Raw genomic sequence first — 22,422 nt, 5'->3', positions numbered from 1 at the left:
CGCGATTTCCTTCCTGGGAAGCAGCTGGGAACTATCGTTTTCTCATGAAGAGGATCACGGATTTTTCTGCTTACGCGAATGTCCTTCCTTATGCCAGCGAGATCTTCGGTGTTTATCAGCCGATGTTGGGATGGCGCGCCAAACGCATGGCGAACCGCTGGGACCGCGGGTTCGCCGTCGACAAGGCCATCGCCTTCGAGTCGCTGTACAAGAAGTTCAAGAGCCAGTTCGAACTCACGCTCGACGACCGAAAGCCGTTGGCCCACATAGCCAATCTGAAGCCTGCTCAATTGCGGGATACCGAGACGCGGTTCGGTGGCAGCTTCGTGATGGAAGGCGTAGCTCGGTCGCTACCCTCGCTTGCCGACTACCACCCGTCGGTCTGGGACCGGGCGATTGCGCCGGCAGAAATCCAGAAGACGCTGGACAAGGTGGTGGTCCCGAAAACGCAGCAGTGGTACACCGCGGCACTGAGTCGCGACACCGCCGGCACCGCATCTGCCCGGCGGTCGGAGGGGCTCACCGACATGGTTGCCGATCAGCTGAGTCGCGAATCCGCCGTCGCCGGTTTTATCTTGTACCTCAAGGAGAACCAGCACTTCGACGAACTCAAGAATCTGTTCTATCGACCGGACAAGAACCTCGACCGGCTCCTGGCGCTCCTCAAGTTCCGTGACCCGCTCGAGTACATGGACCCGTTTCGAGATTTGGATCGGGTGAGTCTGTCTCCACTGGGGATCGTGCACCTGTTCCGCCAGTACTTCTTCGAGTTCGACACCTTTCTGGGGCCGCCGGTGGGTCACGTCTGGATGAGCCCCGGTGCGACCGTCGAGCTGGTCGAGATCAGCACCCGCAAGACTCTTCAGGAACGCATGACGGAGAGCTCCACGGAGACGGTGCTCAAGTCGGAGAAGTCGACGACCGAGCAGGACGAACTGTCCGATGCGGTCAAGACCGACAACAAATCTGACACCAAATTCGGCGTCGACACCACCGCGAACCAGAGCTGGATCGGGGGCAGTGCGAGCGCGTCCGCCAAGATCGACATCGGCAAAACGCAATCGACGGCGCGGGAGGTCACCCACAAACGCATGCGGGAGCAGACCGAGAAGCTGTCCACGGAGATCCGCAAGAACTACAAGACGACATTCCGAACGGTGACAGAGACCACCGACACGTCAAGCCGCCGTTACGTTCTCGCCAACCACACCGACAAACTCCTCAATTACGAACTGCGGCGCAAGATGCGGCAGGTCGGCGTCCAGGTCCAGGACATCGGGACGTACCTGTGCTGGCAGACCTACGTCGACGATCCCGGTCGGCAGCTCGGCGTCGCAAATCTCGTGCACCTGGCCAAAGATCCGGAGTTGGGCAGTGTGCCGCCGCCAGAGTCCATTCCGATGCCGACGCCGTTCGTGACGGAATACCCGATCGACATTCCGTTCGTGCCCATGACCGAGGACACGATCCCCGAAGACGACATGGACGAGGCGTACAAGGACGGCAAGGAGGTCAACCTCGACACGACCGAGGGGGACCCGGAACGTATCAAGGCCGACTTCAGCGGCTTCGTCGCCGTATGCGACCGGCCGGGCTACGAGTTCGGCCCGGACGGCAAGGTCGCCAGCGGAATCATCGAGTTCGACTACGGCGGCAACGACATCGAGATTTCGGTCCGCAATGTCGTCGAGGACTCGCCCGGCGACATGTCCTTCGGCATCCACCTCGAGTACGTGAATTTCCGCAACGTCTCGCCGCTGCGGGTAACGGCGAAGGTCACGTGGCAGCCGACCCAAGCCGCGCTTGACGACGTCAACACCAAGAACGTCGCCGCGACCGAAAAGTTCACCGAGCAGACTCGCCGCGAGTACGAGAAAGCGTTCGTCGAAGCGGCCCGCGATCGGATCAACAAGGCCAGCAACATCGAGCCGCGCCCATTCGAAGACCTCCGCGAAGAGGAACGAATCATCGTGTACCGCAGCCTGATTCAAGAGATGCTGACCAAGGACCTGCCGATGCCCGACGATCGCACCCGGCACGTCGTCTCTGAGCTGCTCAACACGATTTTTGACGTCGACAAGATGCTCTACTTCGTGGCACCCGAATGGTGGCGCCCTCGCCTGCACCAGAGTCACCAGTCGCTGGGCGGGCTGCGGACGCCATCGGACGTCGCCGCGTCGCCGGTCCTGCACGACGCCGCGAAGTCGGGATCGATCTTCGGACAGCTGAAGTCCGAGGTCGCGAAGAGCGTTATCACCAGTGCCGCAGCGGCCGCCGGCCACCACAGTCAGATCGCATCCATGGACACCGTGTCATGGGGCGGTGCCGACAACCGCGTCGACGACTACTACATCACCGAGGAGTCCCATCCGGCGAAGCTCGGCGCGTCATTGGGCTGGCTGCTGCAGCTCGACGGGGACAACCTGCGCAACGCCTTCCTGAATGCGCCGTGGGTCAAGGCGGTGATCCCGATTCGGCCGGGGAAGGAACGCGCGGCGATGAACTGGCTGCAGCGGCTCCACATCGAGGGCACCGACGGACTGGACGATCAGTACGCGGCGCCGGCCGACGAACTGGCCCAGATTCCCCACACCGGACCGTCCCCCACGGTGCGCGACGCCATCAACCACCTGTGTGACGTGGTGGCCAAGAAACACAACGATTCCCAGAAGGTGGGCCGCTATCCGGCCGAAGAGATCGATGACGACAACCGGGTGTCGGCCACCCCCATCGACAAGGTCTACGAGCACGGGTTCTATCCCCTGGACGGTGGTTTTCGGGCGACGCCCGGCGCTGAAGACTTCCAGGTGTTCGACCAGTGGGTGGAGGTGCTTCCGACCGACCAGGTGGTTCCCGTCGAGGTCACCTACGACCCGAAGACCGGACGCCAGGTGTGACCGATTGGTTCCTCCCGGCGGGAGGGCCCGGCTCGCCTGACGAATGGTGCTTTCAGACGGTGACGACCGCGGACATCAAGATCTACGCCGACTACGATTCGTACTTCGACCGGCTCGCCGCACTGATGTCGCAGGCCAAGGAGAACGGCGACGTGTTCCTGGTCGGCTGGGCCTTCAGCGTGTACATGGTGCTGACCCAGAAGTTCGGGCAGGTGCAACAGCCGATCACCTTCTTGCAGGGCGCGCTCGGCCGATTGGCCCGCGTGCGACTGATGTTGACGCGCTCACACTCGTGGAGCGACAACGCCCAAGAGGTTGCCGACGCGATCAAAGAGAAAGTCCCCGAGGCGGTGATCGACGACCAGTTGCACCCCGATACGAGTTTCCACCAGAAGGCGGCGTTCCTGAAGCTGGACTCGAGTACGCACCTGTTCGTCGGCGGCATGGACGTCACGCTGGGTAGGCGGAAAGACCCGGGCTGGTTCGACGTGCAAGCCGAGATCATCGGCGCCGGAGCGCATTTGGGACGCAAGACGTTGGAGGAGCGCTGGGAATCACTCAAGCCGCCGCTGGGCGGGGTCAGCTCGACGCAGCAGTCGATACCGCCCGGGAGCGGAGATGCCCACCGGGTGCAGTTCGTCCGCACCTACCCGCCGTTCCCCGCGGACACGACGAACTGGAAGCGCACTTACGCCAAGAACGGCGAGCACACCTACTACTGCCTGCTGTCCCGGGCCATCGGCGCCGCCACCAAGTCCATCTACATCGAGGAGCAGTTCTTCCAGACGATGGGAGCTGCCCCGACTCGAACCAACCCGACGGGCGGATCGTCGCCGAGGGAACGCTCGGACCTGCCCGACCTTCCTCGCTCATTGGACGATCTACTCCAGGACGCCATCAGCCGCGGCGTGAAACTGGTGGTCGTCAGCAATAAGCGGGATGTCGGGCCGGCCAACCCGCCGCTGCGCGACCCGCTGGTCCAGACCCTGAAAGGCGGGGCCAATCCCGCGATTCTGTTGCAGGTCCCGAACGACAAGAAGTTCGTGCACTCGAAGGTCTGGATCTTCGACGACCACACCGACGACGCGTTCGTCGTCATCGGCTCGGCCAACTTCTGGCAGCCGTCGCTGACCAGCGTGAACCTGTTCGCCGAAGGCGAGTTCGGGGTCGGGTTCACCAGCAAGGTCGACGGCACCTCACTCGGCTTTGAAAAAGTGTCGTTCGCCCGGGCGTTACGAATCAAGCTGTGGGAGAGGCTCCGTCAGGATCGAGACGCGAGCTACACCTGGCCCCGTGACAAGTCGGCGTCGCTCGACGACGAGATCAAAGAGCTGATCAAGCCGATCGGCGGCGGTGACCCATTCGAGGTCATGGCGTAGATCCCTATGCCACCTCAACCGTCAGTTCGGCACCGGTGGCCGCGATGACTTCGTCGACGCTGACGCCGGGGGCGGTCTCGCGCAGGATCAGGGTGCCGTCCCCGGGCACGTCGATGACGGCCAGGTTGGTGATGATCCGGTCGACTACGCCCTGACCGGTCAGCGGCAGTGTGCACGCCTCGACGATCTTCGGGTTGCCGGCTTTGTCGGTGTGCTCCATCAGCACGATGACCCGCGACGCGCCGTGCACCAGGTCCATGGCGCCACCCATGCCCTTGACCATCTTGCCCGGCACCATCCAGTTGGCCAGATCGCCGTTGCGCGCCACCTCCATGCCGCCCAGCACCGCGGTGTCGATGTGGCCGCCGCGGATCATCCCGAACGACAGCGACGAATCAAAGTACGCCGCACCGGGATTCACCGTCACGGTCTCCTTCCCGGCGTTGATGAGGTCGGGGTCGACGGCGTCGTCGGTGGGGTAGGGGCCGGTGCCCAGGATGCCGTTCTCCGAGTGCAGCGTGACGTGCACGTCGCCGGTCAGGAAGCCGGGGATCAGGGTGGGTAGGCCGATGCCGAGGTTGACGTACTCGCCGTCGATCATGTCGGCGGCGGCACGGGCGGCCATCTGGTCACGATTCCAACCGGCTGGTGCGGTCACTTTGCGGCTCCCTCGCTGATGGTGCGCTTCTCGATCTGCTTGTCCTGCGGGCCGGTGTGCACGATGCGCTGCACGAACACGCCGGCGAGGTGGACGTCGTCGGGGTCGATCTCGCCGGGCTGCACCAGCTCCTCGACCTGGACGATGGTGATCCGCCCGGCCATCGCGGCCAACGGGTTGAAGTTGCGGGCAGTCTTGTTGAAGACCAGGTTGCCTGCGGTGTCGGCGCGCAGTGCGTGCACCAGGGCGAAGTCGGCGTTGATCGACTCCTCCAGCACGTACCGCTTGCCGCCGAATTCGCGAATCTCCTTGGGCGGCGAGGCAACCGCGACCGAACCGTCGGCCGCGTACCGCCACGGCAGGCCGCCGTCGGAGACGGGCGTGCCGACGCCGGCCGGGGTGTAGAACGCCGGGATGCCGGCGCCGCCGGCGCGCATCCGCTCGGCCAGCGTGCCCTGTGGGGTGAGTTCCACCTCCAGTTCGCCGGACAGGTACTGACGGGCGAACTCCTTGTTCTCGCCGACGTACGACGCGGTGACCCGGCGGACCTTGCCGAGGCCGAGCAGCACACCGAGGCCCACACCGTCGACACCGCAGTTGTTCGAGAACACCTCGAGGTCGGTGGCACTCGACGCTGCGATGGCATCGATGAGTTGGTCGGGGATTCCGCACAAGCCGAATCCGCCGACGGCCAGCGTGGCGCCGTCACCGATGTCGGCGACCGCTGCGGCGGCCGAGGCGTACACCTTCGAGGTCATGGCACTCCATCCAGTCAAACACGCCGTTCATTCAGTAAACGCGGCACCCACTTTTCACTCCAGGCCGCTGACACGGCAAGTCTCTGCTCGAAGCAGGTCAAAAGTGTTCACATGATGAGCAGTGATGCCGTGGGCGTTCATTCAGTGAACGCCTACCATGTGGTGATGACCGGTCCGAATGTCGTCGCCCGCGTGGGGGCGATGCTGCGGGCGGTGGCGACGGCCGAACCCGACGGCGCCTCCACCACCGAACTCGGCAAGTTGGCAGGTCTGGCCCGGCCGACGGCGCACCGGCTGCTGACCGCACTCGCCGACGAACATCTGGTCAGCCGGGATCAGAAAACCGGGCGCTGGTCGCTGGGCCCCGAGCTGTACCTGCTCGGCGTCGGTGCGGCGCAACACCACGACGTCACCGATCAGGCGCGCGCGGTGGTGACCCGACTGGCCCGCGAGACCGGCGAGAGCGCGTTCTTCTCCGCCCGCCGCGGCGATCAGACCGTCTGCGTGCTCAGCGAGGAGGGCAGCTTCCCGCTGCGCTCCCACGTGTTGCAGGTCGGTATCCGGTTTCCGCTCGGCGTGGCCAGCGCAGGCCTGGCCATCCTCAGCCATCTGCCGGCCGCCGACGTCGACGACTACTTCTCCCGCGAGCAGCCCGAAACCAGTTGGGGGCCTACACATTCCGAAGCGGCCATCCGCAAGCGCATCGAGCAGACGAGGCGCGCGGGCTACGCGGTCAATCCCGCGCTGCTGGTCGAAGGCAGTTGGGGGATGGCGGCCGCGGTGTTCGACCGGCGCGGCCTGCCCGAGTGGGCGTTGAGCCTCACCGGCGTCGAAACCCGGTTCCGGGCCGGCCGCCGACGCGAACTGGGGCGGCTGCTGCTCGAGCAGGCCCACGAGTTGTCGGGCCGGCTCCAGGGGTGACCCCGCGTCGCCGTGTGGGTGGCGGTAGGCGATTGTGGACGGGTGACCACTCAGCGCGCGCGTATCGACTTCCCGTCCCGCATCGGCGTCTGGTGGGCCAGCGACAGCTGGGCCATGCCCGACGCGCAGGCCGTGGCCCGCGACATCGAAGCCATGGGCTATGGATCGCTGTTCCTGCCTGAGACCGTCGGCAAGGAGTGCCTCACCGAGTCGGCAGCTTTCCTCGCGGCCACCGACCGGCTGGTGGTCGGCACGGGCATCGCCAACATTCACGTGCGTCTTCCGTCGGCCGCCGAGGCCGGTGCTCGCACACTGACCGCTCTGTACCCGGGTCGGTTCGTGCTGGGCCTCGGCGTCAGTCACGGCCCGCTGGTGGAGCGCGGGATGGGCGGCACCTACGAAAAGCCGCTCGCCACGATGCGCAGCTATCTGGAGCGGATGGCCGCCGTACCGGACGCCATCGAGCCTGGGGTCGGCCGGCCGCCTCGGCTGCTCGCGGCATTGGGCCCCAAGATGATCGAGTTGTCGGGCAGTCAGGCCGATGGCGCGCATCCGTACCTGGTGCTGCCTGCCGCGACGCAGACGACACGGGACATCCTCGGGCCGGACAAGTGGATCGTCTCCGAGCAGGCGGTGGTCGTCGGCGGTGATGACGCTGAACAGCTGCGTCGTGCCCACGATCACCTGAACGTCTACAGCGGCCTGCCCAACTACCGAAACTCCTGGCTGCGCCAGGGCTTCGACGAGAGCGATCTGGTCCGTGGCGGGTCCGAGCGACTGGCCCGCGCCTTGGTCGGGATGGGCAGCGTCGACGACGCCGCGGCCAAGGTGCAGGCGCATCTGGAGGCAGGTGCCGACCACGTGGTCGTGCAGGTACTCGGCGAGCACCCGACGGCCGACCCGCGGCCAGGCCTGCGGGAGTTGGCCACCGTCCTGGGGTTGTAGTCCCAGCTGCCGGCTGCGCCGCCCCGCGACGCGGCGAGGCGTTGTGGATGACTGGCGCGCCATTGCGCGCCGGATCAGCTTGCGGGACTGTCACTTTCAGCATCGCCATCACCGCTCTCCGCGGGATACAGCGTCGGGTGGTGGTACTGGTTTGTTCGTGGTTGGCCGACGTCGAGCAGTGGTGGTGGGGTCCAGCGGGTGCGGCCGTCGGGGCCCATGGTGGTGCTCCAGCCGCCGGTGTCGGCGGCCCGGTTGTCCGGTCCGCAGGCCAGGGTGAGGTTGGTGATGTCGGTGCCGCCCCCGTGCTTCCACGGGACCAGGTGATGAGCCTGGGAGCGCGAGGCCGCGGCGGTGCAGTTCGGTCGGGTGCAACCCAGGTGCGCGGCGAACAAGGCCAGGCGCTGCCCGGGTGTGGCGGTGCGCCTCGCCCGGCCCAGATGCAGCGGGATGCTGGTGTGCTGGTCGAACACCGCCAGATAGTGACGGGCACCCTTACCGGCCATCCTGATCAGGTCCCCAATGGGCAGTTTCGTTCCGGTGTGGGTGACCGCGACACCGGCCCGGCGCTCGAGGTCGGCCACCGTGCAGGTGGCCACGACCGTGACCGGAAGGCCGTTGTGCGCACCGAGCATCCCGGTTTGCAGCATCATCCGGCCGACCATCCTGTACGCGTCATGCTGCCGCTGGGCCAGAGTCCTCGTGTCGTTGTCGATCTGTTCCTGGGTGGGTGTGCCGGAGAGACAGGGCTGTGGGTCGGCGGGGTTGCACATGCCGGGGGCGGCCCACTTTTCGTTGATCGCATCCCAGTAGGCGCGGGTCTCGGCATCGACGGTGCCGCTGACCTCGCTGGTGCCGTCCGAGCGCTGCTTACCCGTCTTCATCCCGCGTTTGGGTTCGGGTTCGGAGTCGTCGGGTTCGGGACCGTCCGGATCGAGTTCGTCCATCAGTTTCTTCGCTGCGGCGCGCAGTTCTTCGGGGGTCTGGTGGCGCGCCCCGGCCACCAACGACTGCTCGCACTGGACCGTGGTGGCCAGATCTACCCACAACGGCAGCGCGGCCAGAACGTTGGCGATGACTTCGATGTGTTCGGTGTTGAGTTCGCCAGCGGCCTGGGCGGCGGCTACCTGCTCCCACAGCGGCGGCAGGGCCTCCCCGGTCAGGCCCCTGCGGGGGCCCAGGTGTTCACCGTGGCGGACCCGCCGCCGAGCATCCTCACTACTGATGTGCAGCCGGATCCGCAGGACATCAGCCCAGTTTTTCGCGCCGATGTCGCGCGGGGTGCTCTGAGCTTGCAGACCGGCCAGCAGGGCATGACCGGCGACCGGGAAGCGGCGCATCAGCGTTTCCCTGCGTGACAGGAGTTCGAGTTGGTCGGCGACCGATAGGCCGCTGTAGTCGAACGCGTTGAGCTCGGCGACCGCATCCTCGGCCGCCGCGTACGCGGCGAAGATGGCGGCGCGATCACTTCCCATACTTCGAACAATAGTTCGAACCGCCGACAAGAGACCGCGGGAAATGTGACGCTAGTTACCTACCGTGACCAGCGAAAACAAAGTGACCAAAGTTTTTTCGAGAGGGCCGGTTCAGCCCTCGGTGACGCCCTCGGCGGCAGCCTTGCGGCGCTGGTACCAGTGCCAGATCATCGGCGTGATGGACGCGACCAGGATCAGGACGAAGATCGGTTCGAGCAGCTTCTGGACGATGGGGAACCCTCCCAGCCAGTAGCCCAGCAGCGTGATGCCACAGCCCCACACGATCGCGCCGATGACGTTGTACAGCGTGAAGGCGGCGTAGCCCATCTTGGCGGCGCCGGCGGTGATCGGCGCCAGGGTGCGCACGATCGGCACGAAGCGGGCCAGCAGGATCGCGAACGGCCCGCGTTCTTCGAAGAAGGTGTGCGCCTCGTCCAGGTACTTCTGCTTCAGGACGCGGGCGTCGGGCTTGAACATCGAAGTGCCGAGGAAGCGTCCGATGAGGTACCCTGCCTGCCCACCCAGGATGGCCGCGAGCGGAATGGTCACCATCAGCAGCCAGATGTTGAAGTTGGCCTCGGCGGCGACCTCGGCCTGGGCGGCGGTGCCGGCAGCCAGCATGCCCGCGACGAACAGCAGGGTGTCGCCGGGCAGGATCGGGAACAGCACGCCCGACTCGACGAAGATGACGACCAACAACCCGACCAGGGCCCAGGTGCCGAAATAGGCGATGAGCTTGACCGGATCCATGAAGTCCGGCATGAGGGACAGGGTGCTGATCATGGGGTCAACATACCGGTGCGTGCTGGCCGTTCCATTAACTGCACATCCCTCATAGGGTCAGGGCCATGGCGACTCACAAGGCAATTCACGTTGCGGAAGCCAACGCGCCGCTCACTCTCGTAGAAGTCGACACTGTTTCTCCGCCCCGCGATCACGTTCGGATCGCCGTCGCCGCCTGCGGCGTGTGCGGCACCGACCGTGAGTTCTACGCAGGGCACTTCCCCGGACTTTCGTGGCCGATCACCCTCGGCCACGAGATCGCGGGCACCATCGCCGAACTCGGCGACGGTGTCGAGGATTTCTTCGTCGGCGATCGGGTCGCGGTCGGCTGGTTCGGCGGCAATTGCAACCGCTGTGTGCCGTGCCGCCGGGGCTACTTCATGCAGTGCGTCCGCATGGAGGTGCCGAGCTGGCATTACCCGGGCGGCTACGCCGAATCGGTCATCGTGCCGACAACGGCGCTGGCTCGGATTCCGGACGAATTCTCGTTCGCCGAGGCTGCCCCGATGGGGTGCGCGGGCGTGACGACGTTCAACGGATTGCGCAAGACGCGCGCCAAGGCCGGTGATCTGGTCGCGGTGATCGGCATCGGCGGACTCGGTCACCTGGGGGTGCAGTTCTCCCGAGCGATGGGTTTCGAGACGGTCGCGATCGCTCGCGGCCCCGAGCGGGAGGCCGCCGCGAAGGAACTCGGTGCCCATTACTACATCGATTCGAACGCCTCGGATGTCGCCGCCGAACTACAGCGTCTCGGCGGGGCGGCGGTTGTACTCGCGACTGCGGCGAGCTCGAAGGCGATGGCCGACACCGTCGCAGGGCTCGGGCCCGAGGGCGAGCTCGTGACCGTCGGCGTCACTCCCGAGCCCCTGCCGGTCAGTCCACTCGACCTGATCAACGGCGGCTTCTCGATCACCGGGCATCCGTCGGGCACCTCGCGCGACGTGGAGGAGACGCTGCACTTCGCCGCGCTCACGGGCGTACGGGCCGTCATCGAGGAACGACCTCTCGCGCAGGCCGCCGAGGCCTTCGAGCGCATGAACAGCGGCCACGCGCACTACCGGATGGTCCTGACCGTTTGACCTAGACAGCTGCCTGACCCGGTGTCGCACTTGAGCTGAGATTGACTGACATACTGGCCCAGACTGCAGGTTCGCCCGAGAGGAAAAACATGCCCATCGCCACCCCCGAGGTCTACGCGGAGATGCTGGCCCGCGCCAAGGAGCACTCCTTCGCGTTCCCGGCCATCAACTGCACGTCGTCGGAAACCGTCAACGCGGCGATCAAGGGCTTCGCCGACGCGGGTAGCGACGGCATCATCCAATTCTCCACCGGCGGTGCCGAATTCGCCTCCGGACTCGGGATCAAGGACATGGTCACCGGGTCGGTGGCGCTGGCCGAGTTCGCCCACGTCGTCGCCGCCAAGTACGACATCACCGTCGCGCTGCACACCGACCACTGCCCCAAGGACAAGCTCGACGGCTTCGTCCGGCCGCTGCTGGCCATCTCGGCCGAGCGCGTCGCCCGCGGCGAGAACCCGCTGTTCCAGTCACACATGTGGGACGGCTCCGCGGTGCCCATCGACGAGAACCTGCAGATCGCACAGGAACTGCTGAAGCTGACGTCGGCCGCGAACATCATCCTCGAGGTCGAGATCGGCGTCGTCGGCGGTGAAGAGGACGGCGTCGAGGCCGAGATCAACGAGAAGCTGTACACCAGCTCCGAGGACTTCGAGAAGACCCTCGATGCGCTGGGCTCCGGCGAGAACGGCAAGTACCTGCTGGCCGCCACCTTCGGCAACGTGCACGGCGTCTACAAGCCGGGCAACGTCAAGCTCAAGCCCGAGGTGCTGGCCGAGGGCCAGCGGGTGGCCGCCGCCAAGCTCGGACTGGCCGAGGGCTCCAAGCCGTTCGACTTCGTCTTCCACGGTGGTTCGGGCTCGCTGAAGTCCGAGATCGAGGACTCGCTGCGCTACGGCGTGGTGAAGATGAACGTCGACACCGACACCCAGTACGCATTCACCCGTCCGGTGGCGGCGCACATGTTCACCAACTACGACGGCGTTCTGAAGATCGACGGCGAGGTCGGCAACAAGAAGGTCTACGACCCGCGCAGCTACCTGAAGAAGGCCGAGGCTTCGATGACCCAGCGCGTCATCGAAGCGTGCAACGACCTGCACAGCACCGGGCGCAGCGTCTCGGCGGGCCTGTCCAGCTAGATCAACACCGCCGACTGGCCAGTTACGACACGAGAATCGCGAGATTCCGTGTCATAGCTGGCCATTCGGCGTTCATGGCCGAATGGCCGCGGGTCAGGAGCACCGTCCCCAGCACCGCCACGGCCGCGATGGCCGCGATCACCAGCACGAGCGCGATGACCCAGCCCCAGCTGCGCCGGTCCTTCGGGGCCTTGACGGCGCCCGGGATCAGCTGCGGTGCGGCCGGCGGCATCAGCTCGGTTTCCGGGTCCGGGAGCGGGGTGATGATCTGCGTCTTGCCGTCGAAGCTCGACGGCGCGGTGAAGCGCCGCACCGGGATGGTCGGGTCCGTCGCCGGATCGGCGGGCTCGAAGATTTCGGTTGCCGCCGCGGCGTCGTCGTCGGCTGTCGAGGCAGTGCGCGGATTCGCGTCGCGACGGTCGTCCGGTCCCGTCGGATTCGACATGGCGGCTGGGTTCGACATGGGGGTGTCTGTCCTCCCGATCAAAGTCGCGCACTGGGGCCGATGCGCCCGTTGCCGGCCGCGACGTCCTACCTGGAGCTTAATCGCCCGCCTGCGGGATCTCAGCGAGCGGCCGCACGGCACAATGGCGCCATGACGCGAATGGGTGATCTGCTGGGTCCGGAGCCGGTGCTGCTGCCTGCCAACTTCGAGGCTGAGGACGCTCTGGCCGCGGGCACGTCCGCGACCGACGTTGCTGCGGCGCACCCGACCGCGTCGATCGCCTGGGCCGCCCTGGCGGAGGCCGCGCTGGCCGACGGCCAGACCATCACCGCGTACGCCTACGCCCGCACGGGCTACCACCGCGGCCTGGACCAGCTCCGCCGCAACGGCTGGAAGGGCTTCGGCCCGGTGCCGTTCGCACACGAACCGAACCAGGGTTTCCTGCGTTGTGTGGCCGTGCTGGCCAAGGCCGCGGGGGCGATCGGGGAGCAGGACGAGCACCTGCGCTGCCTGGACCTGCTGGACGACTGCGATCCGGCAGCCCGTGGCGAGCTGGGTCTCTAGCTAGTCCATCTCACAGTGGCAGGCGCCGTCGGCCGGCGGTTCCACCTGAACGGTGGCGTGGTCCAGCCCGCGGGCGGCCAGCACGGCGCGGGCCGACTCCAGGACGCGCGCCGAATCCTCGGCGGACGTCAGGTGCGCGGTGGCCATGTCCTTGCCGGGCACCAGGGTCCACACGTGCAGGTCGTGCACATCGGTGACGCCGTCGACGGCGGCCAGCGCGGAGCGCAGTTCGTCGACGTCGATGTGGCTGGGTGAGGACTCCGACAGGATGCGCAGGGCGGCCCGGGCCAGCGCGATGGCCCGCGGCAGCACCCACAGCGCGACTAGGACGGCGACGACGACGTCGGCGTACGGCCAGCCGGTGGTGACGTTGACGATGCCCGCGATCAGGACGCCGACGCTGCCGACGGTGTCCGCGACGACCTCCATGTAGGCGCCCTTGACCGCGAGGCTGCTGTCGGCGTCGGAGCGCAGCAGCAGGACGACGACGAGGTTGGCGAGCAGCCCCGCGAGCGCGACGACGATCATCGGCACACCGGGAATCTCCGGCGCGTTCCCGAGGCGCTCGAACGCCTCGTAGAGGATGAACGCCGCGACGCCCATCAACAGCGCCGCGTTGGCCACCGCGGTGAACACTTCGGCGCGGTGCCAGCCGTAGGTGCGGGCGGCCGAGGTCGATCCGCGGCGGGCGAGCAGGACGGCGCCCAGGCCCATGAACATCGCGACCAGGTCGGTGAGCATGTGGCCGGCGTCGGCCAGCAGCGCGATCGAGTTGATCATCAACGCAGTGGTCAGCTCGATGACGAAGAAGACGCCGAGTACTGCCGCGGCGATGATCATGCGACTGGCGCGCGTGTTCGCCCCGTGGTTGTGGTCGTGTCCGGCACCCATGCCAGAAATATATGCAGAACTACGCATATGTCGCAAGGCCTACGCCTCGCGGGGGTGCTACCAGGCGGACCAGAACCTGGTCAGCGCGCTGCCGATCATCGCAAGGCGCGGCGGCACCCCGGTCAGGCTGACGGCGGAGTAGACGACGTTGAAGAACAACCGGTTCAGCTCCGGGATGATCAGCAGCAGCATCAGCAGCAGGAAGCCCCACTGCCGGGCGGGGAGCAGGGCGCGCTGCGTGTCGGGGCTCAGGTGCGGTTCCAGCGCGCCGTAGCCGTCCAGGCCGGGGATCGGCAACAGGTTCAAGAACAGCGCGGTGACCTGCAAGAACCCCAGGAAAGCCAGGCCCGCCCAGAACACCGGATGGTCGCTGTCGAACAGCGCCGCGGTGCTGACCAGCAGGACGACGGCCAGCACCAGGTTCGCGAACGGGCCGGCCAGGCTGACCAGGGTGCGCTGGCGCGGCGTCATGTACTCGGTGCGCACGTACACCGCGCCGCCGGGCAGGCCGATGCCGCCGAGGGCGATGAACAGCGCGGGCAGGCCCAGGGACAGCAGCGGGCTGGCGTACTTCGCCGGGTTCAGCGTGAGGTAGCCGCGCAGTTCCACGTCGCGGTCACCGAACCGCCAGGCGGTGTAGGCGTGGCCGAATTCGTGCAGGCAGAGCGAGACGGTCCAGCCTGCGATGACGAACACGAAGACGCCCGCGTAGGCCAGTGGCCGGACCTCGGCACCGCAGAACCAGGCAACGGCGCCACCGGCGATGGTCAGGGCCACGATCGCCCAGAAGACGGGGCTGGGACGGACTGCGCGCCGCACAGGCATGGTCATGACTGCAAACTAGCCGACTCGCAGCCAACCCTGGATGTGGCGGTAGAACGCCGACCGCCGCGCCGGGCGGGCGGTCGCCACGCCGTCGCGTTCCACCAAAACTCCGGTGCTCCCGAGTTGCGCGGCGCGGCCTGCCACCCAGCCCCGCCCGAGCCCCGAACGCCCGGCCCCGAGGGCCCGCGCCCGCAGTCCCGGCATGCCTGGCAATGGTTCGATCACGACGCCCTTCGACTCGCCGTCGAACAGCACCGTGTCGTCGACGACGGCCTCTCCGGTGATGGCGTCGGCGGCCGACGGCAGCCAGCGCGCGGACCGCACGATCACCGCGCCGGTCTCGTCCCGGATCAGTGGAACACGTTGGGCGACACCGCCTCTGGCGCGGCGTGCGGCACCCCAGCCGCCGCGGGACAGGGGTGGGACGAAGCCGACCTCGACGTCGAGCCGGTCGTCGCGCAGCAGCCGGGCCAGGGTGGCCGACAGGTCGGCATGACCGCCGACGACGATCACCCGGACGGCGTCATCGGGGATCGTCGGAGCGCCTGCCGACGGCACGGTGACGGCCGTCAGATCCGCCAGCGCACGGGGGATCCTGCGGTCGCCGAAGACCAGCGCCACGACATCACCGGAGGCCTCTCTGGCGGTCAAGGCCTCTCCTCTCGTCCTGCTGGGATAAGGTTGCTCACCGGCTGCCACTGTATTCAGGCAGGTGATGCGGGAGGCAAAACGATGCCGGCAATCGTGCTCATCGGGGCCCAATGGGGTGACGAGGGCAAAGGTAAGGCCACCGATCTACTCGGTGGACGTGTGCAATGGGTGGTTCGCTACCAAGGCGGCAACAACGCCGGGCACACGGTGGTACTGCCCACGGGGGAGAACTTCGCTCTTCACCTCATCCCGTCGGGCATCCTGACACCCGGGGTCACCAACGTCATCGGCAACGGTGTCGTGGTGGATCCGGGCGTGCTGCTCAGCGAGCTGTCAGGGCTCGAGGACCGCGGTGTGGACACCTCGAAGCTCATGATCTCGGCTGACGCGCACTTGCTGATGCCGTACCACGTGGCGATCGACAAGGTCACCGAGCGGTACGCGGGCAGCAAGAAGATCGGCACCACCGGTCGCGGTATCGGTCCCTGCTACCAGGACAAGATCGCGCGCATCGGCATCCGGGTGGCCGACGTCCTCGATGAGGAGCAGCTCGCCAACAAGGTCGAGGCCGCTCTCGAGTTCAAGAACCAGGTGCTGGTCAAGATCTACAACCGCAAGGCCCTCGACCCGGCTGAGGTCGTCGAGAGCCTGCTGGAGCAGGCAGAGGGCTTCAAGCACCGCATCGCGGACGCCCGGCTGCTGCTCAACGAGGCGCTGGAGCGCGGCGAGACGGTTCTGCTGGAGGGCTCGCAGGGCACCCTGCTCGACGTCGACCACGGCACCTACCCGTTCGTGACGTCGTCCAACCCGACTGCGGGTGGCGCGGCGGTCGGCTCGGGCATCGGCCCGACCCGGATCACCACGGTGCTGGGCATCCTGAAGGCGTACACCACGCGCGTGGGCTCGGGCCCGTTCCCGACGGAGCTGTTCGACGAGTACGGCGCCTACCTGTCCAAGACGGGCGGCGAGGTCGGCGTGACCACCGGCCGGGCCCGGCGCTGCGGCTGGTTCGACGCCGTCATCGCCCGGTACGCGACCCGGGTCAACGGCATCACCGACTACTTCCTGACCAAGCTGGACGTGCTGTCCAGCCTGGAGACGGTGCCGATCTGCGTCGGCTACACCGTCGATGGCAAGCGCACCGACGAGATGCCGATGACGCAGGCCGACATCGCCCGCGCCGAGCCGATCTACGAGGAACTGCCGGGCTGGTGGGAGGACATCTCCGGGGCCCGCGAGTTCTCGGATCTGCCCGCCAAGGCGCAGGACTACGTGCTGCGGCTGGAGGAACTCGCCGGAGCGCATGTGTCGTGCATCGGCGTCGGTCCCGGCCGGGACCAGACGATCGTGCGCCGGGACATCCTCGGGTGACCGAAGGATTCATCGACCAGCACGGCGGGTTCCCACGATTCGAGGTTGCCGACCCCGGCCCGGGGTTCGGCCGCTTCCTCGAGGGCATGCGGCGGCTGCAGGATTTGGCGGTCTCGGCCAATCCGGACAGCGACACCTGGGACGACGCCGCCGACCGCGTCGAGGAACTGGTCAAGCTGCTCGCGCCGTTCCAGGCAGCTGAAGGCGTCGGCCCGGCCATCCGGGTGCCGTCGCTGCCGGGCGCCGGCAGCCTGCTGATGCCGCCGTGGAAGGTCACGAAGTTCTCGCCTGAGGGCGTCGAAATGCAGGTCGAGTTCAGCCGCTATCACGTGGGCGGCAACTACGCCGTGCACGGCGGGGTGCTGCCGCTGCTGTTCGACCAGGCTTTCGGCATGCTGATCCACGCGGTCAGTCGGCCGATGAGCCGCACGGCGTACCTGCATGTCGACTACCGCAAGGTCACCCCGATCGACACGGTGCTGACCGCCAAGGCACGCGTCACCGAGGTCGAGGGCCGCAAGACGTTCGTCGCTGCCGACCTGTTCGACCCCGAGGGCAACCTGCTGGCCGAGGCCAATGGCCTGATGGTCAGCCTGCTGCCCGGCCAGCCTTAGCGGTCGGCGCGTAGTCCGGGCCACCAGATGCGGGGGCCGATCAGGGTGAACAGCGCCGGGATGATGACGGTGCGCACCACGAAGGTGTCCAGCAGGATGCCGAGGCCGACGATGATGCCCAGCTGGGTCAGCACGATCAGCGGCAGCACGCCCAGCACGCAGAACACCGCGGCCAGCACGATGCCGGCGCTGGTGATCACCGCGCCCGTCGCCGAGACCGCCCGCACGATGCCCTGCCGGTTGCCGAATTCCGGGGTTTCTTCCTTGGCCCGGGTCACCAGGAAAATGGTGTAGTCGACGCCGAGCGCGACCAGGAACAGGAACGCGAACAGCGGAGTCCCGTTGTCTAGTGCGGGGAATCCGAACAGGTGCACGCTGGCCCAGCCGCCGACGCCGAGCGCGGCCAGCGCGCTGAGCACCGTCACCGCCACCAGGATCAGCGGTGCCAGGGCCGAGCGCAGCAAGACGTAGAGGACGGCGAGCACCACCAACAGGATCGCCGGGATGACGATCCGCCGGTCGTGCTGCGCTGCCGCCGCGGCGTCGCGGGCCTGCGCGTCGGGGCCACCGACCACGGCGTCAGCGTCGAGTTGGTGCACCGAATTACGAAGGGCATCAACGGTTGTGAATGCATCTGGGGACGCGGGTGCGGCAGCCAGCACCACCGACCATTGATTCAGGCCCGAGGCCGAGTGCCCCGCCGGCGTCGCCGACACCACGCCGGGCGTGCGGGTGATGGCCTCGGCGACCTCGGGGGCAGCTGCGATGACGGTGGTCGGGTTGGTCAGGCCGCTGGGGAAGTGCGCGGCGAGGGTGTCGTAGCCGGCGACGGACTCGGCTTGGACCCGGAACTGCTGGGTCTGCGACAGGCCGACGGGCAGGTTCACCAGCCCGGCGCACAGCACGGCCAGGCCGGCCAGCGCCAGTGTGGCGACGCGGCCGGGCCGGTGGGAGACCCCCGCGGCGATGCGGTGCCAGACGCCGCTTTCGGTGAGTGGCATGGCGTGCGAACCGGTTTCGGGGATGAAGGGCCAGAACAGCCGGCGGCCGAACAATCCCAGCAGCGGCGGCAGCACCAGCAAGACGAACACGGCGGCGACCACCAGGCCGGCCGCGGCCTGCACGCCGAGGCTGCGGTTGGTCGGCGCCGAGGCGAGCAACAGCGTCAGCAGTGCCAGCACCACGGTGGCGTTGCTGGCCAGGATCGCCGGGGCCGCGGCTCGCCATGCCACCCGTAGCGCATCCCGATGGTCACGGCGCAGCGACAGCTCCTCGCGGTAGCGCGAAATCAGTAGCAGCGCATAGTTGGTGCCCGCTCCGAACACCAGCACGCTGGTGATGCCCGCCGTCGAACCGTCGGGATTCAGTCCCGTCGCGGCGGCCACCGCGGTGCCGACGACGGCGCCCACCTGATCGGCGAAGCCGATCACCAACAGCGGGATCAGCCACAGCACGGGGGAGCGGTAGGTGACGATCAGCAGCAGCGCCACCACGGCGGCGGTCACCGCCAACAGCGTGAAGTTCGCTCCGGCAAAGGAATTGGCGATGTCGGCGCCGAACGCCGGTCCGCCGGTGACCTGTGCCCGCAGTCCGTCGGGCAGCGACGTCGATACCTGTGACCGCAGGTCGTGGACCGCGTCGCGGAGGTCGAAGCCGGACAGGTCCGTCGCCAGCGGCGCGACTCGCAGCGCCGCCTTGCCGTCGGTCGATACCTGCGCGCCGGCACCTGCGGCGGCGATATCGGCCGGGGTCAAGGGTGCGTCGTCGGTGCGGGTCACCACGATGATCGCCGGCGCGGTCTCGCCACCCGGGAATTGGGCGCGCAACGCGTCGGCGCGGGCGGACTCGGCACTGGCCGGCACGGCCACCGGCGACTTCGACGATGACTCCCCGGTGCCGAGCAGGGCCATTGCCAGACCGGAGAGCACCAGGACGATCAGGGCTGATGCCCATGCGATACGAGTGGACACCCCGAAAATATTTCAGATACTTAACTATTAATCAAATGAACTTCATGGACGCTATGCTCTCCGCGTGCCAACGCCGCCGGACCGCTCCGACCTGGAAGCGCAGATCTCGGCCGACGTGCGGGCGCTGACGGCCGAATCCGACCAGATCGGCCGGGCCTTCGCTGTCCAGAACGAACTGGGCGCCAATGACTTTCGGGCATTGCTGCACATCATGGTCGCCGAATCCGCGGGCACGCCGTTGACGGCAGGCGAGCTGCGCAAGCTGATGGGCACCTCTGGTGCGGCCATCACCTACCTGGTGGAGCGGATGATCGGCTCGGGACACCTGCGCCGCGACGCCGATCCCGCCGACCGGCGCAAGGTCATCCTGCGGAACGCCGACAAGGGCCTCGCCACCGGCCGGGAGTTCTTCAGCCCGCTGGCTCGGCTCAACACCCAGGCCCTGGCCGACCTGCCCGATGCTGACCTGGCGGCGGCACACCGGGTCTTCGTGGCGCTCACCGGCGCGATGCGGGCGTTCCGTGCCGACAGCGCCCCCGGTGAGCCGTGATCACACCGCGGACGAGGCCTTGAGGGCGTCCACGTCGGCTCTGAGCGCGGCCAGTGCGTCCACCACGGTGAGATTCTGGCCGGCCGCGTTATGGCCGAGCTGCGGCCAGCCTTTCAGGTTCGGGCCGCGGAGCTGGGTCTGGATGTCCTGCACGATGGCCAGGATCTGGTTGAGGGTTGCGGTGGTGGGGTCGGGCTGGGTCACGGTTCCTCCTTGCAGGAGTGAGATGAGTTGATCGAGGGTGCCCTGGAATGCGTTGCAGTCCACCGACAGGCTCCCGATCTGGGCGGCGTCGGTGAACTGCAGGATCTGCGGGGTGGCGCCGCCGTACGGGAACCAGTAACGCTGATTGTCGTTGCCGGGATAGAGGTTTGACGCATAGCCGGTGCCGTTGACGTAGTTCGACGCGATCAGTCCGGGCACTTTGGACAGATCGGGGGAGCCGATCTGTTGCCAGTACCAGTGCGGGATGTACGACAGCGAGATGGTCACCCCGACGTTGTTGAAGGCGTTGACCACCGCCCAGAAGTTGTTGATGTCACCGGAATTCGCCTCGAAGTCGAGCATCGCGTACTCGCCGCCATGATTGCTGAGCCAGGTCTGGGCCTGCGCGGCCGGGCTGTTGGTGGTGACGTAGTGATAGCCGATGTGCGGAAAGTGGTTGTCCCGGCACCACTGTGCGATCACCGGCCAGTACGGGTCCCGGTAATAGCTGCCTTCGGACACCTTCTGCTCGATCCAGGAAAAGCCCTGGCCGGGCAGTGCGGAGACGAAGGCGATGGCGTCGCCGGCCGAACGAAAGTTGTTGTTCGATGTGTCCGGTCCGTACAGGGTCATGACGTCGGCCCCTGATCCACCAGTGTCCAGCTCGTCGTGCTCGCCAAAGCTTTTGTGTCGGCGGTGGATCCGTCGCTCAGCTGCACCGTCCATTGCAGCAAGCCGTCGGGATCATGCGTTGACGTGGCGATCGCGCCCGCTTGTTCGTATACCTCGCCCAGGGCTTCGGGTTTGCCCGCGGTGTTGATGGCGAATCCTCGCATTCTGCCGTGGAAGCATTGTCCCGCTTCGATTCTCGTTGACGCTCAGTGTCGAAGGGCACTTTCCACGATAGCGCGATCTCCGCTGCCGGGTTCGGTCAGGCGTTCTCCAACTCGGCGATCACGATCTTCTTCTGCCGCATCATCGTCTGGATCTGTGCGGGCCGGCCCAGCAGTTGATCCATGTTCGCCGGGATGATCTGCCAGCTGATCCCGAAGCGGTCCTTGCACCACCCGCATTGCTCGGACTCGGGTACGTGCGAGAGCTTGGACCAGTAGCGGTCGATCTCGTCCTGGTCGGCGCATTCGACGACGAACGAGATGGATTCGTTGAAGGTGAACAGCGGTCCGCCGTCGAGGCAGACGAAATCGACGCCGTTCAAGCTGAATCGGCCATTGAGCACCTTGCCCGCCATGCCGGCGAAGTGTTCGTCGAGGGCCTCGTCCGGGTATTCCTCCACCGAGATGATCCGCGAATTCGGAAACACCTCGACGTAGTAGTCCATGGCCTCGCGGGCCTGGTCGTTGAACCAGAGACACGGCTGGATGGCTGTCGGCATGTCGTTTCCTTCCAGTGGTTTTCGGTGGATCAGGACAGCAGTGCGTCGATCTGGCCGAGCGCGCCGGTCATGCCTTCGACCATGCCCATCGCGGTCACCTTCTCGAGCTGTTCGAGATCGGTGAACCGGGTGACGATCGTCATCCGGGTGCCGGTGTCTATCGCGTCGAACGACACCTCCAAGCGCATGGTGGGCATCTCGGGGTCGGGCTCGCCATCCGGCTGGGAGAAGCCGTCCTCGATGAGCAGCCGGTTCGGTGCGTCGACTTCGAGCGTGGTCCACCAGCCCGGCGCGATCTCGCCCTCGGGTCCGGTCATGTGGTACCGCGACTGACCGCTCGGCGTGAGGGCGTGCCGGGTGAAGGTGGCCGGCCAGGTCGGCGGGCCCCACCAGCGTTCCAGCTGGCGCGGGTCTTCCCACACCTGCCAGACCCGCGCCGGCGGCGCGGCGAACTCGGCCACGAAGGTCATGGTGAGGGCTTGCGGGTCGGCTGCGCTGCTGAGCACCGTCATCGGTGGTCCTTTCGTTTTGTGCTGCTTGATGTTCGGTGGGGCGGGTAACCGTCTTCGGCGAGGATCGCCTCGATGGTCGCGGCGCGGTCGTGCCATAGCGCCGCGTAACGCTCCAGGAGCACGCCCGCGCGGTGCAGGGTTTCGGGCACCGCACGGACGAGTTGTTCCCGGCCGCGGCGCTCTTTATGCACCAACGCCGCGGAGGCCAGTACGGCAACGTGTTTCTGCACCGCGGCGAAGCTCATGTCGTAGCCGCGCGCGAGTGCGCTCACCGACTGGTCGCTGCGCATCGTCCGGGCGACGATGTCGCGGCGCGTGGCATCCGCCAATGCGTGGAAGATCTTGTCGATCTCCGCATCGGTGAACGAGTCTGGAAAAGTATCTACAACCATTTGGTTGTAGAT

Annotated in this window: 24 protein-coding genes; 10 read left to right on the top strand and 14 right to left on the bottom strand. The window is 66.9% G+C overall.

The genetic code is table 11. The features are described 5' to 3' along the window. Positions 1–44 precede the first annotated feature (44 nt). On the top strand, positions 45–2,897 hold the full coding sequence (locus AC1U2B_RS17375) for a hypothetical protein (RefSeq protein WP_480217707.1): 2,853 nt from the start codon (positions 45–47) through the stop codon (positions 2,895–2,897). Positions 2,898–2,956: 59 nt separating this feature from the next. Further along, entirely contained in the window at positions 2,957–4,276 is a 1,320-nt protein-coding gene (locus tag AC1U2B_RS17370) for a phospholipase D-like domain-containing protein (RefSeq protein WP_480217706.1), read from the top strand. Positions 4,277–4,280: 4 nt separating this feature from the next. On the opposite strand, the gene AC1U2B_RS17365 is transcribed toward AC1U2B_RS17370, so the two are convergent. Together AC1U2B_RS17365 and AC1U2B_RS17360 are read right to left on the bottom strand one after the other, a co-directional pair. Then, complete coding sequence (locus AC1U2B_RS17365; protein WP_480217705.1) at positions 4,281–4,934, bottom strand: 3-oxoacid CoA-transferase subunit B; 654 nt, start codon at positions 4,932–4,934, stop codon at positions 4,281–4,283. Further along, entirely contained in the window at positions 4,931–5,692 is a 762-nt protein-coding gene (locus tag AC1U2B_RS17360; RefSeq protein WP_071285609.1) for a CoA transferase subunit A, read from the bottom strand. The genes AC1U2B_RS17365 and AC1U2B_RS17360 overlap by 4 nt, the downstream gene beginning before the upstream one ends. Before the next feature lie 165 nt (positions 5,693–5,857). On the opposite strand from AC1U2B_RS17360, the gene AC1U2B_RS17355 reads away from it, so the two are divergent. Beyond that, positions 5,858–6,613: an IclR family transcriptional regulator gene (locus AC1U2B_RS17355; protein WP_480217704.1), complete on the top strand. Its 756-nt coding sequence runs from the start codon at positions 5,858–5,860 to the stop codon at positions 6,611–6,613. Positions 6,614–6,655: 42 nt separating this feature from the next. After that, complete coding sequence (locus AC1U2B_RS17350; protein ID WP_480217703.1) at positions 6,656–7,558, top strand: LLM class F420-dependent oxidoreductase; 903 nt, start codon at positions 6,656–6,658, stop codon at positions 7,556–7,558. Between the two features lie 74 nt (positions 7,559–7,632). Here the strand turns inward: AC1U2B_RS17350 and AC1U2B_RS17345 are convergent, their stop codons facing one another. Both AC1U2B_RS17345 and AC1U2B_RS17340 read right to left on the bottom strand, forming a co-directional pair. After that, complete coding sequence (locus tag AC1U2B_RS17345; RefSeq protein ID WP_480217702.1) at positions 7,633–9,030, bottom strand: HNH endonuclease signature motif containing protein; 1,398 nt, start codon at positions 9,028–9,030, stop codon at positions 7,633–7,635. A 111-nt stretch (positions 9,031–9,141) separates the two neighbouring features. Then, positions 9,142–9,813 carry a VTT domain-containing protein gene (locus tag AC1U2B_RS17340; RefSeq protein WP_480217701.1) on the bottom strand — a complete coding sequence of 224 codons (672 nt, stop codon included), beginning with the start codon at positions 9,811–9,813 and terminating at the stop codon, positions 9,142–9,144. Positions 9,814–9,878: 65 nt separating this feature from the next. Here AC1U2B_RS17340 and AC1U2B_RS17335 point away from each other — a divergent pair, with 65 nt between their 5' ends. Next, the gene (locus AC1U2B_RS17335; RefSeq protein ID WP_480217700.1) at positions 9,879–10,892 is read left to right on the top strand and encodes an alcohol dehydrogenase catalytic domain-containing protein; all 1,014 of its coding nucleotides are present in this window, start codon (positions 9,879–9,881) and stop codon (positions 10,890–10,892) included. Between the two features lie 89 nt (positions 10,893–10,981). Further along, positions 10,982–12,028, top strand: a complete 1,047-nt coding sequence (fbaA, locus tag AC1U2B_RS17330; RefSeq protein WP_043984624.1) for a class II fructose-bisphosphate aldolase — start codon at positions 10,982–10,984, stop codon at positions 12,026–12,028. A gap of 22 nt (positions 12,029–12,050) precedes the next feature. Here the strand turns inward: fbaA and AC1U2B_RS17325 are convergent, their stop codons facing one another. After that, on the bottom strand, positions 12,051–12,491 hold the full coding sequence (locus AC1U2B_RS17325) for a hypothetical protein (RefSeq protein WP_480217699.1): 441 nt from the start codon (positions 12,489–12,491) through the stop codon (positions 12,051–12,053). A gap of 132 nt (positions 12,492–12,623) precedes the next feature. On the opposite strand from AC1U2B_RS17325, the gene AC1U2B_RS17320 reads away from it, so the two are divergent. Then, positions 12,624–13,037 carry a DUF3151 domain-containing protein gene (locus tag AC1U2B_RS17320; RefSeq protein ID WP_043398243.1) on the top strand — a complete coding sequence of 138 codons (414 nt, stop codon included), beginning with the start codon at positions 12,624–12,626 and terminating at the stop codon, positions 13,035–13,037. Here AC1U2B_RS17320 and AC1U2B_RS17315 read toward each other — a convergent pair whose 3' ends face one another. The 3 genes from AC1U2B_RS17315 to AC1U2B_RS17305 are packed head-to-tail and all read right to left on the bottom strand — an operon-like array spanning position 13,038 to position 15,404. Further along, on the bottom strand, positions 13,038–13,928 hold the full coding sequence (locus tag AC1U2B_RS17315; protein WP_418004717.1) for a cation diffusion facilitator family transporter: 891 nt from the start codon (positions 13,926–13,928) through the stop codon (positions 13,038–13,040). A gap of 57 nt (positions 13,929–13,985) precedes the next feature. Next, positions 13,986–14,759, bottom strand: coding sequence for a site-2 protease family protein (locus tag AC1U2B_RS17310; protein ID WP_480217698.1), 774 nt, complete (start codon positions 14,757–14,759; stop codon positions 13,986–13,988). A 9-nt stretch (positions 14,760–14,768) separates the two neighbouring features. Further along, on the bottom strand, positions 14,769–15,404 hold the full coding sequence (locus AC1U2B_RS17305) for a peptidase M50 (RefSeq protein WP_480217697.1): 636 nt from the start codon (positions 15,402–15,404) through the stop codon (positions 14,769–14,771). Positions 15,405–15,485: 81 nt separating this feature from the next. Between AC1U2B_RS17305 and AC1U2B_RS17300 the strand changes: the two genes are divergently transcribed. After that, positions 15,486–16,775: an adenylosuccinate synthase gene (locus tag AC1U2B_RS17300; RefSeq protein ID WP_043398255.1), complete on the top strand. Its 1,290-nt coding sequence runs from the start codon at positions 15,486–15,488 to the stop codon at positions 16,773–16,775. Further along, a complete protein-coding gene (locus tag AC1U2B_RS17295; RefSeq protein ID WP_480217696.1) occupies positions 16,772–17,389 on the top strand; it encodes a PaaI family thioesterase in 618 nt (205 codons plus the stop codon). The genes AC1U2B_RS17300 and AC1U2B_RS17295 overlap by 4 nt, the downstream gene beginning before the upstream one ends. Here the strand turns inward: AC1U2B_RS17295 and AC1U2B_RS17290 are convergent. Continuing rightward, positions 17,386–19,359 carry an MMPL family transporter gene (locus AC1U2B_RS17290; protein WP_480217695.1) on the bottom strand — a complete coding sequence of 658 codons (1,974 nt, stop codon included), beginning with the start codon at positions 19,357–19,359 and terminating at the stop codon, positions 17,386–17,388. The two genes, AC1U2B_RS17295 and AC1U2B_RS17290, sit on opposite strands and share 4 nt — an antisense overlap. A gap of 64 nt (positions 19,360–19,423) precedes the next feature. Between AC1U2B_RS17290 and AC1U2B_RS17285 the strand changes: the two genes are divergently transcribed. Continuing rightward, a complete protein-coding gene (locus tag AC1U2B_RS17285; RefSeq protein ID WP_480217694.1) occupies positions 19,424–19,909 on the top strand; it encodes a MarR family winged helix-turn-helix transcriptional regulator in 486 nt (161 codons plus the stop codon). Here the strand turns inward: AC1U2B_RS17285 and AC1U2B_RS17280 are convergent, their stop codons facing one another. The 5 genes from AC1U2B_RS17280 to AC1U2B_RS17260 form a co-directional block, all read right to left on the bottom strand. Beyond that, positions 19,910–20,746: a GH25 family lysozyme gene (locus AC1U2B_RS17280; RefSeq protein ID WP_480217693.1), complete on the bottom strand. Its 837-nt coding sequence runs from the start codon at positions 20,744–20,746 to the stop codon at positions 19,910–19,912. Beyond that, positions 20,743–20,949, bottom strand: coding sequence for a hypothetical protein (locus AC1U2B_RS17275; protein WP_480217692.1), 207 nt, complete (start codon positions 20,947–20,949; stop codon positions 20,743–20,745). The genes AC1U2B_RS17280 and AC1U2B_RS17275 overlap by 4 nt, the downstream gene beginning before the upstream one ends. A 95-nt stretch (positions 20,950–21,044) precedes the next feature. Further along, entirely contained in the window at positions 21,045–21,506 is a 462-nt protein-coding gene (locus AC1U2B_RS17270; protein ID WP_480217691.1) for a VOC family protein, read from the bottom strand. 29 nt (positions 21,507–21,535) lie between these two features. Beyond that, positions 21,536–22,018: an SRPBCC family protein gene (locus AC1U2B_RS17265; protein ID WP_480217690.1), complete on the bottom strand. Its 483-nt coding sequence runs from the start codon at positions 22,016–22,018 to the stop codon at positions 21,536–21,538. Next, positions 22,015–22,410, bottom strand: a complete 396-nt coding sequence (locus AC1U2B_RS17260) for an ArsR/SmtB family transcription factor (RefSeq protein ID WP_480217689.1) — start codon at positions 22,408–22,410, stop codon at positions 22,015–22,017. Before AC1U2B_RS17260 ends, AC1U2B_RS17265 begins: the two co-directional genes overlap by 4 nt. Positions 22,411–22,422: the final 12 nt, after the last annotated feature.

Source organism: Mycolicibacterium sp. P4_G11, from assembly GCF_056555145.1.
The sequence above is the reverse complement of the archived record's forward strand: the minus strand, read 5'-3'. Positions and strand labels throughout refer to the sequence as shown.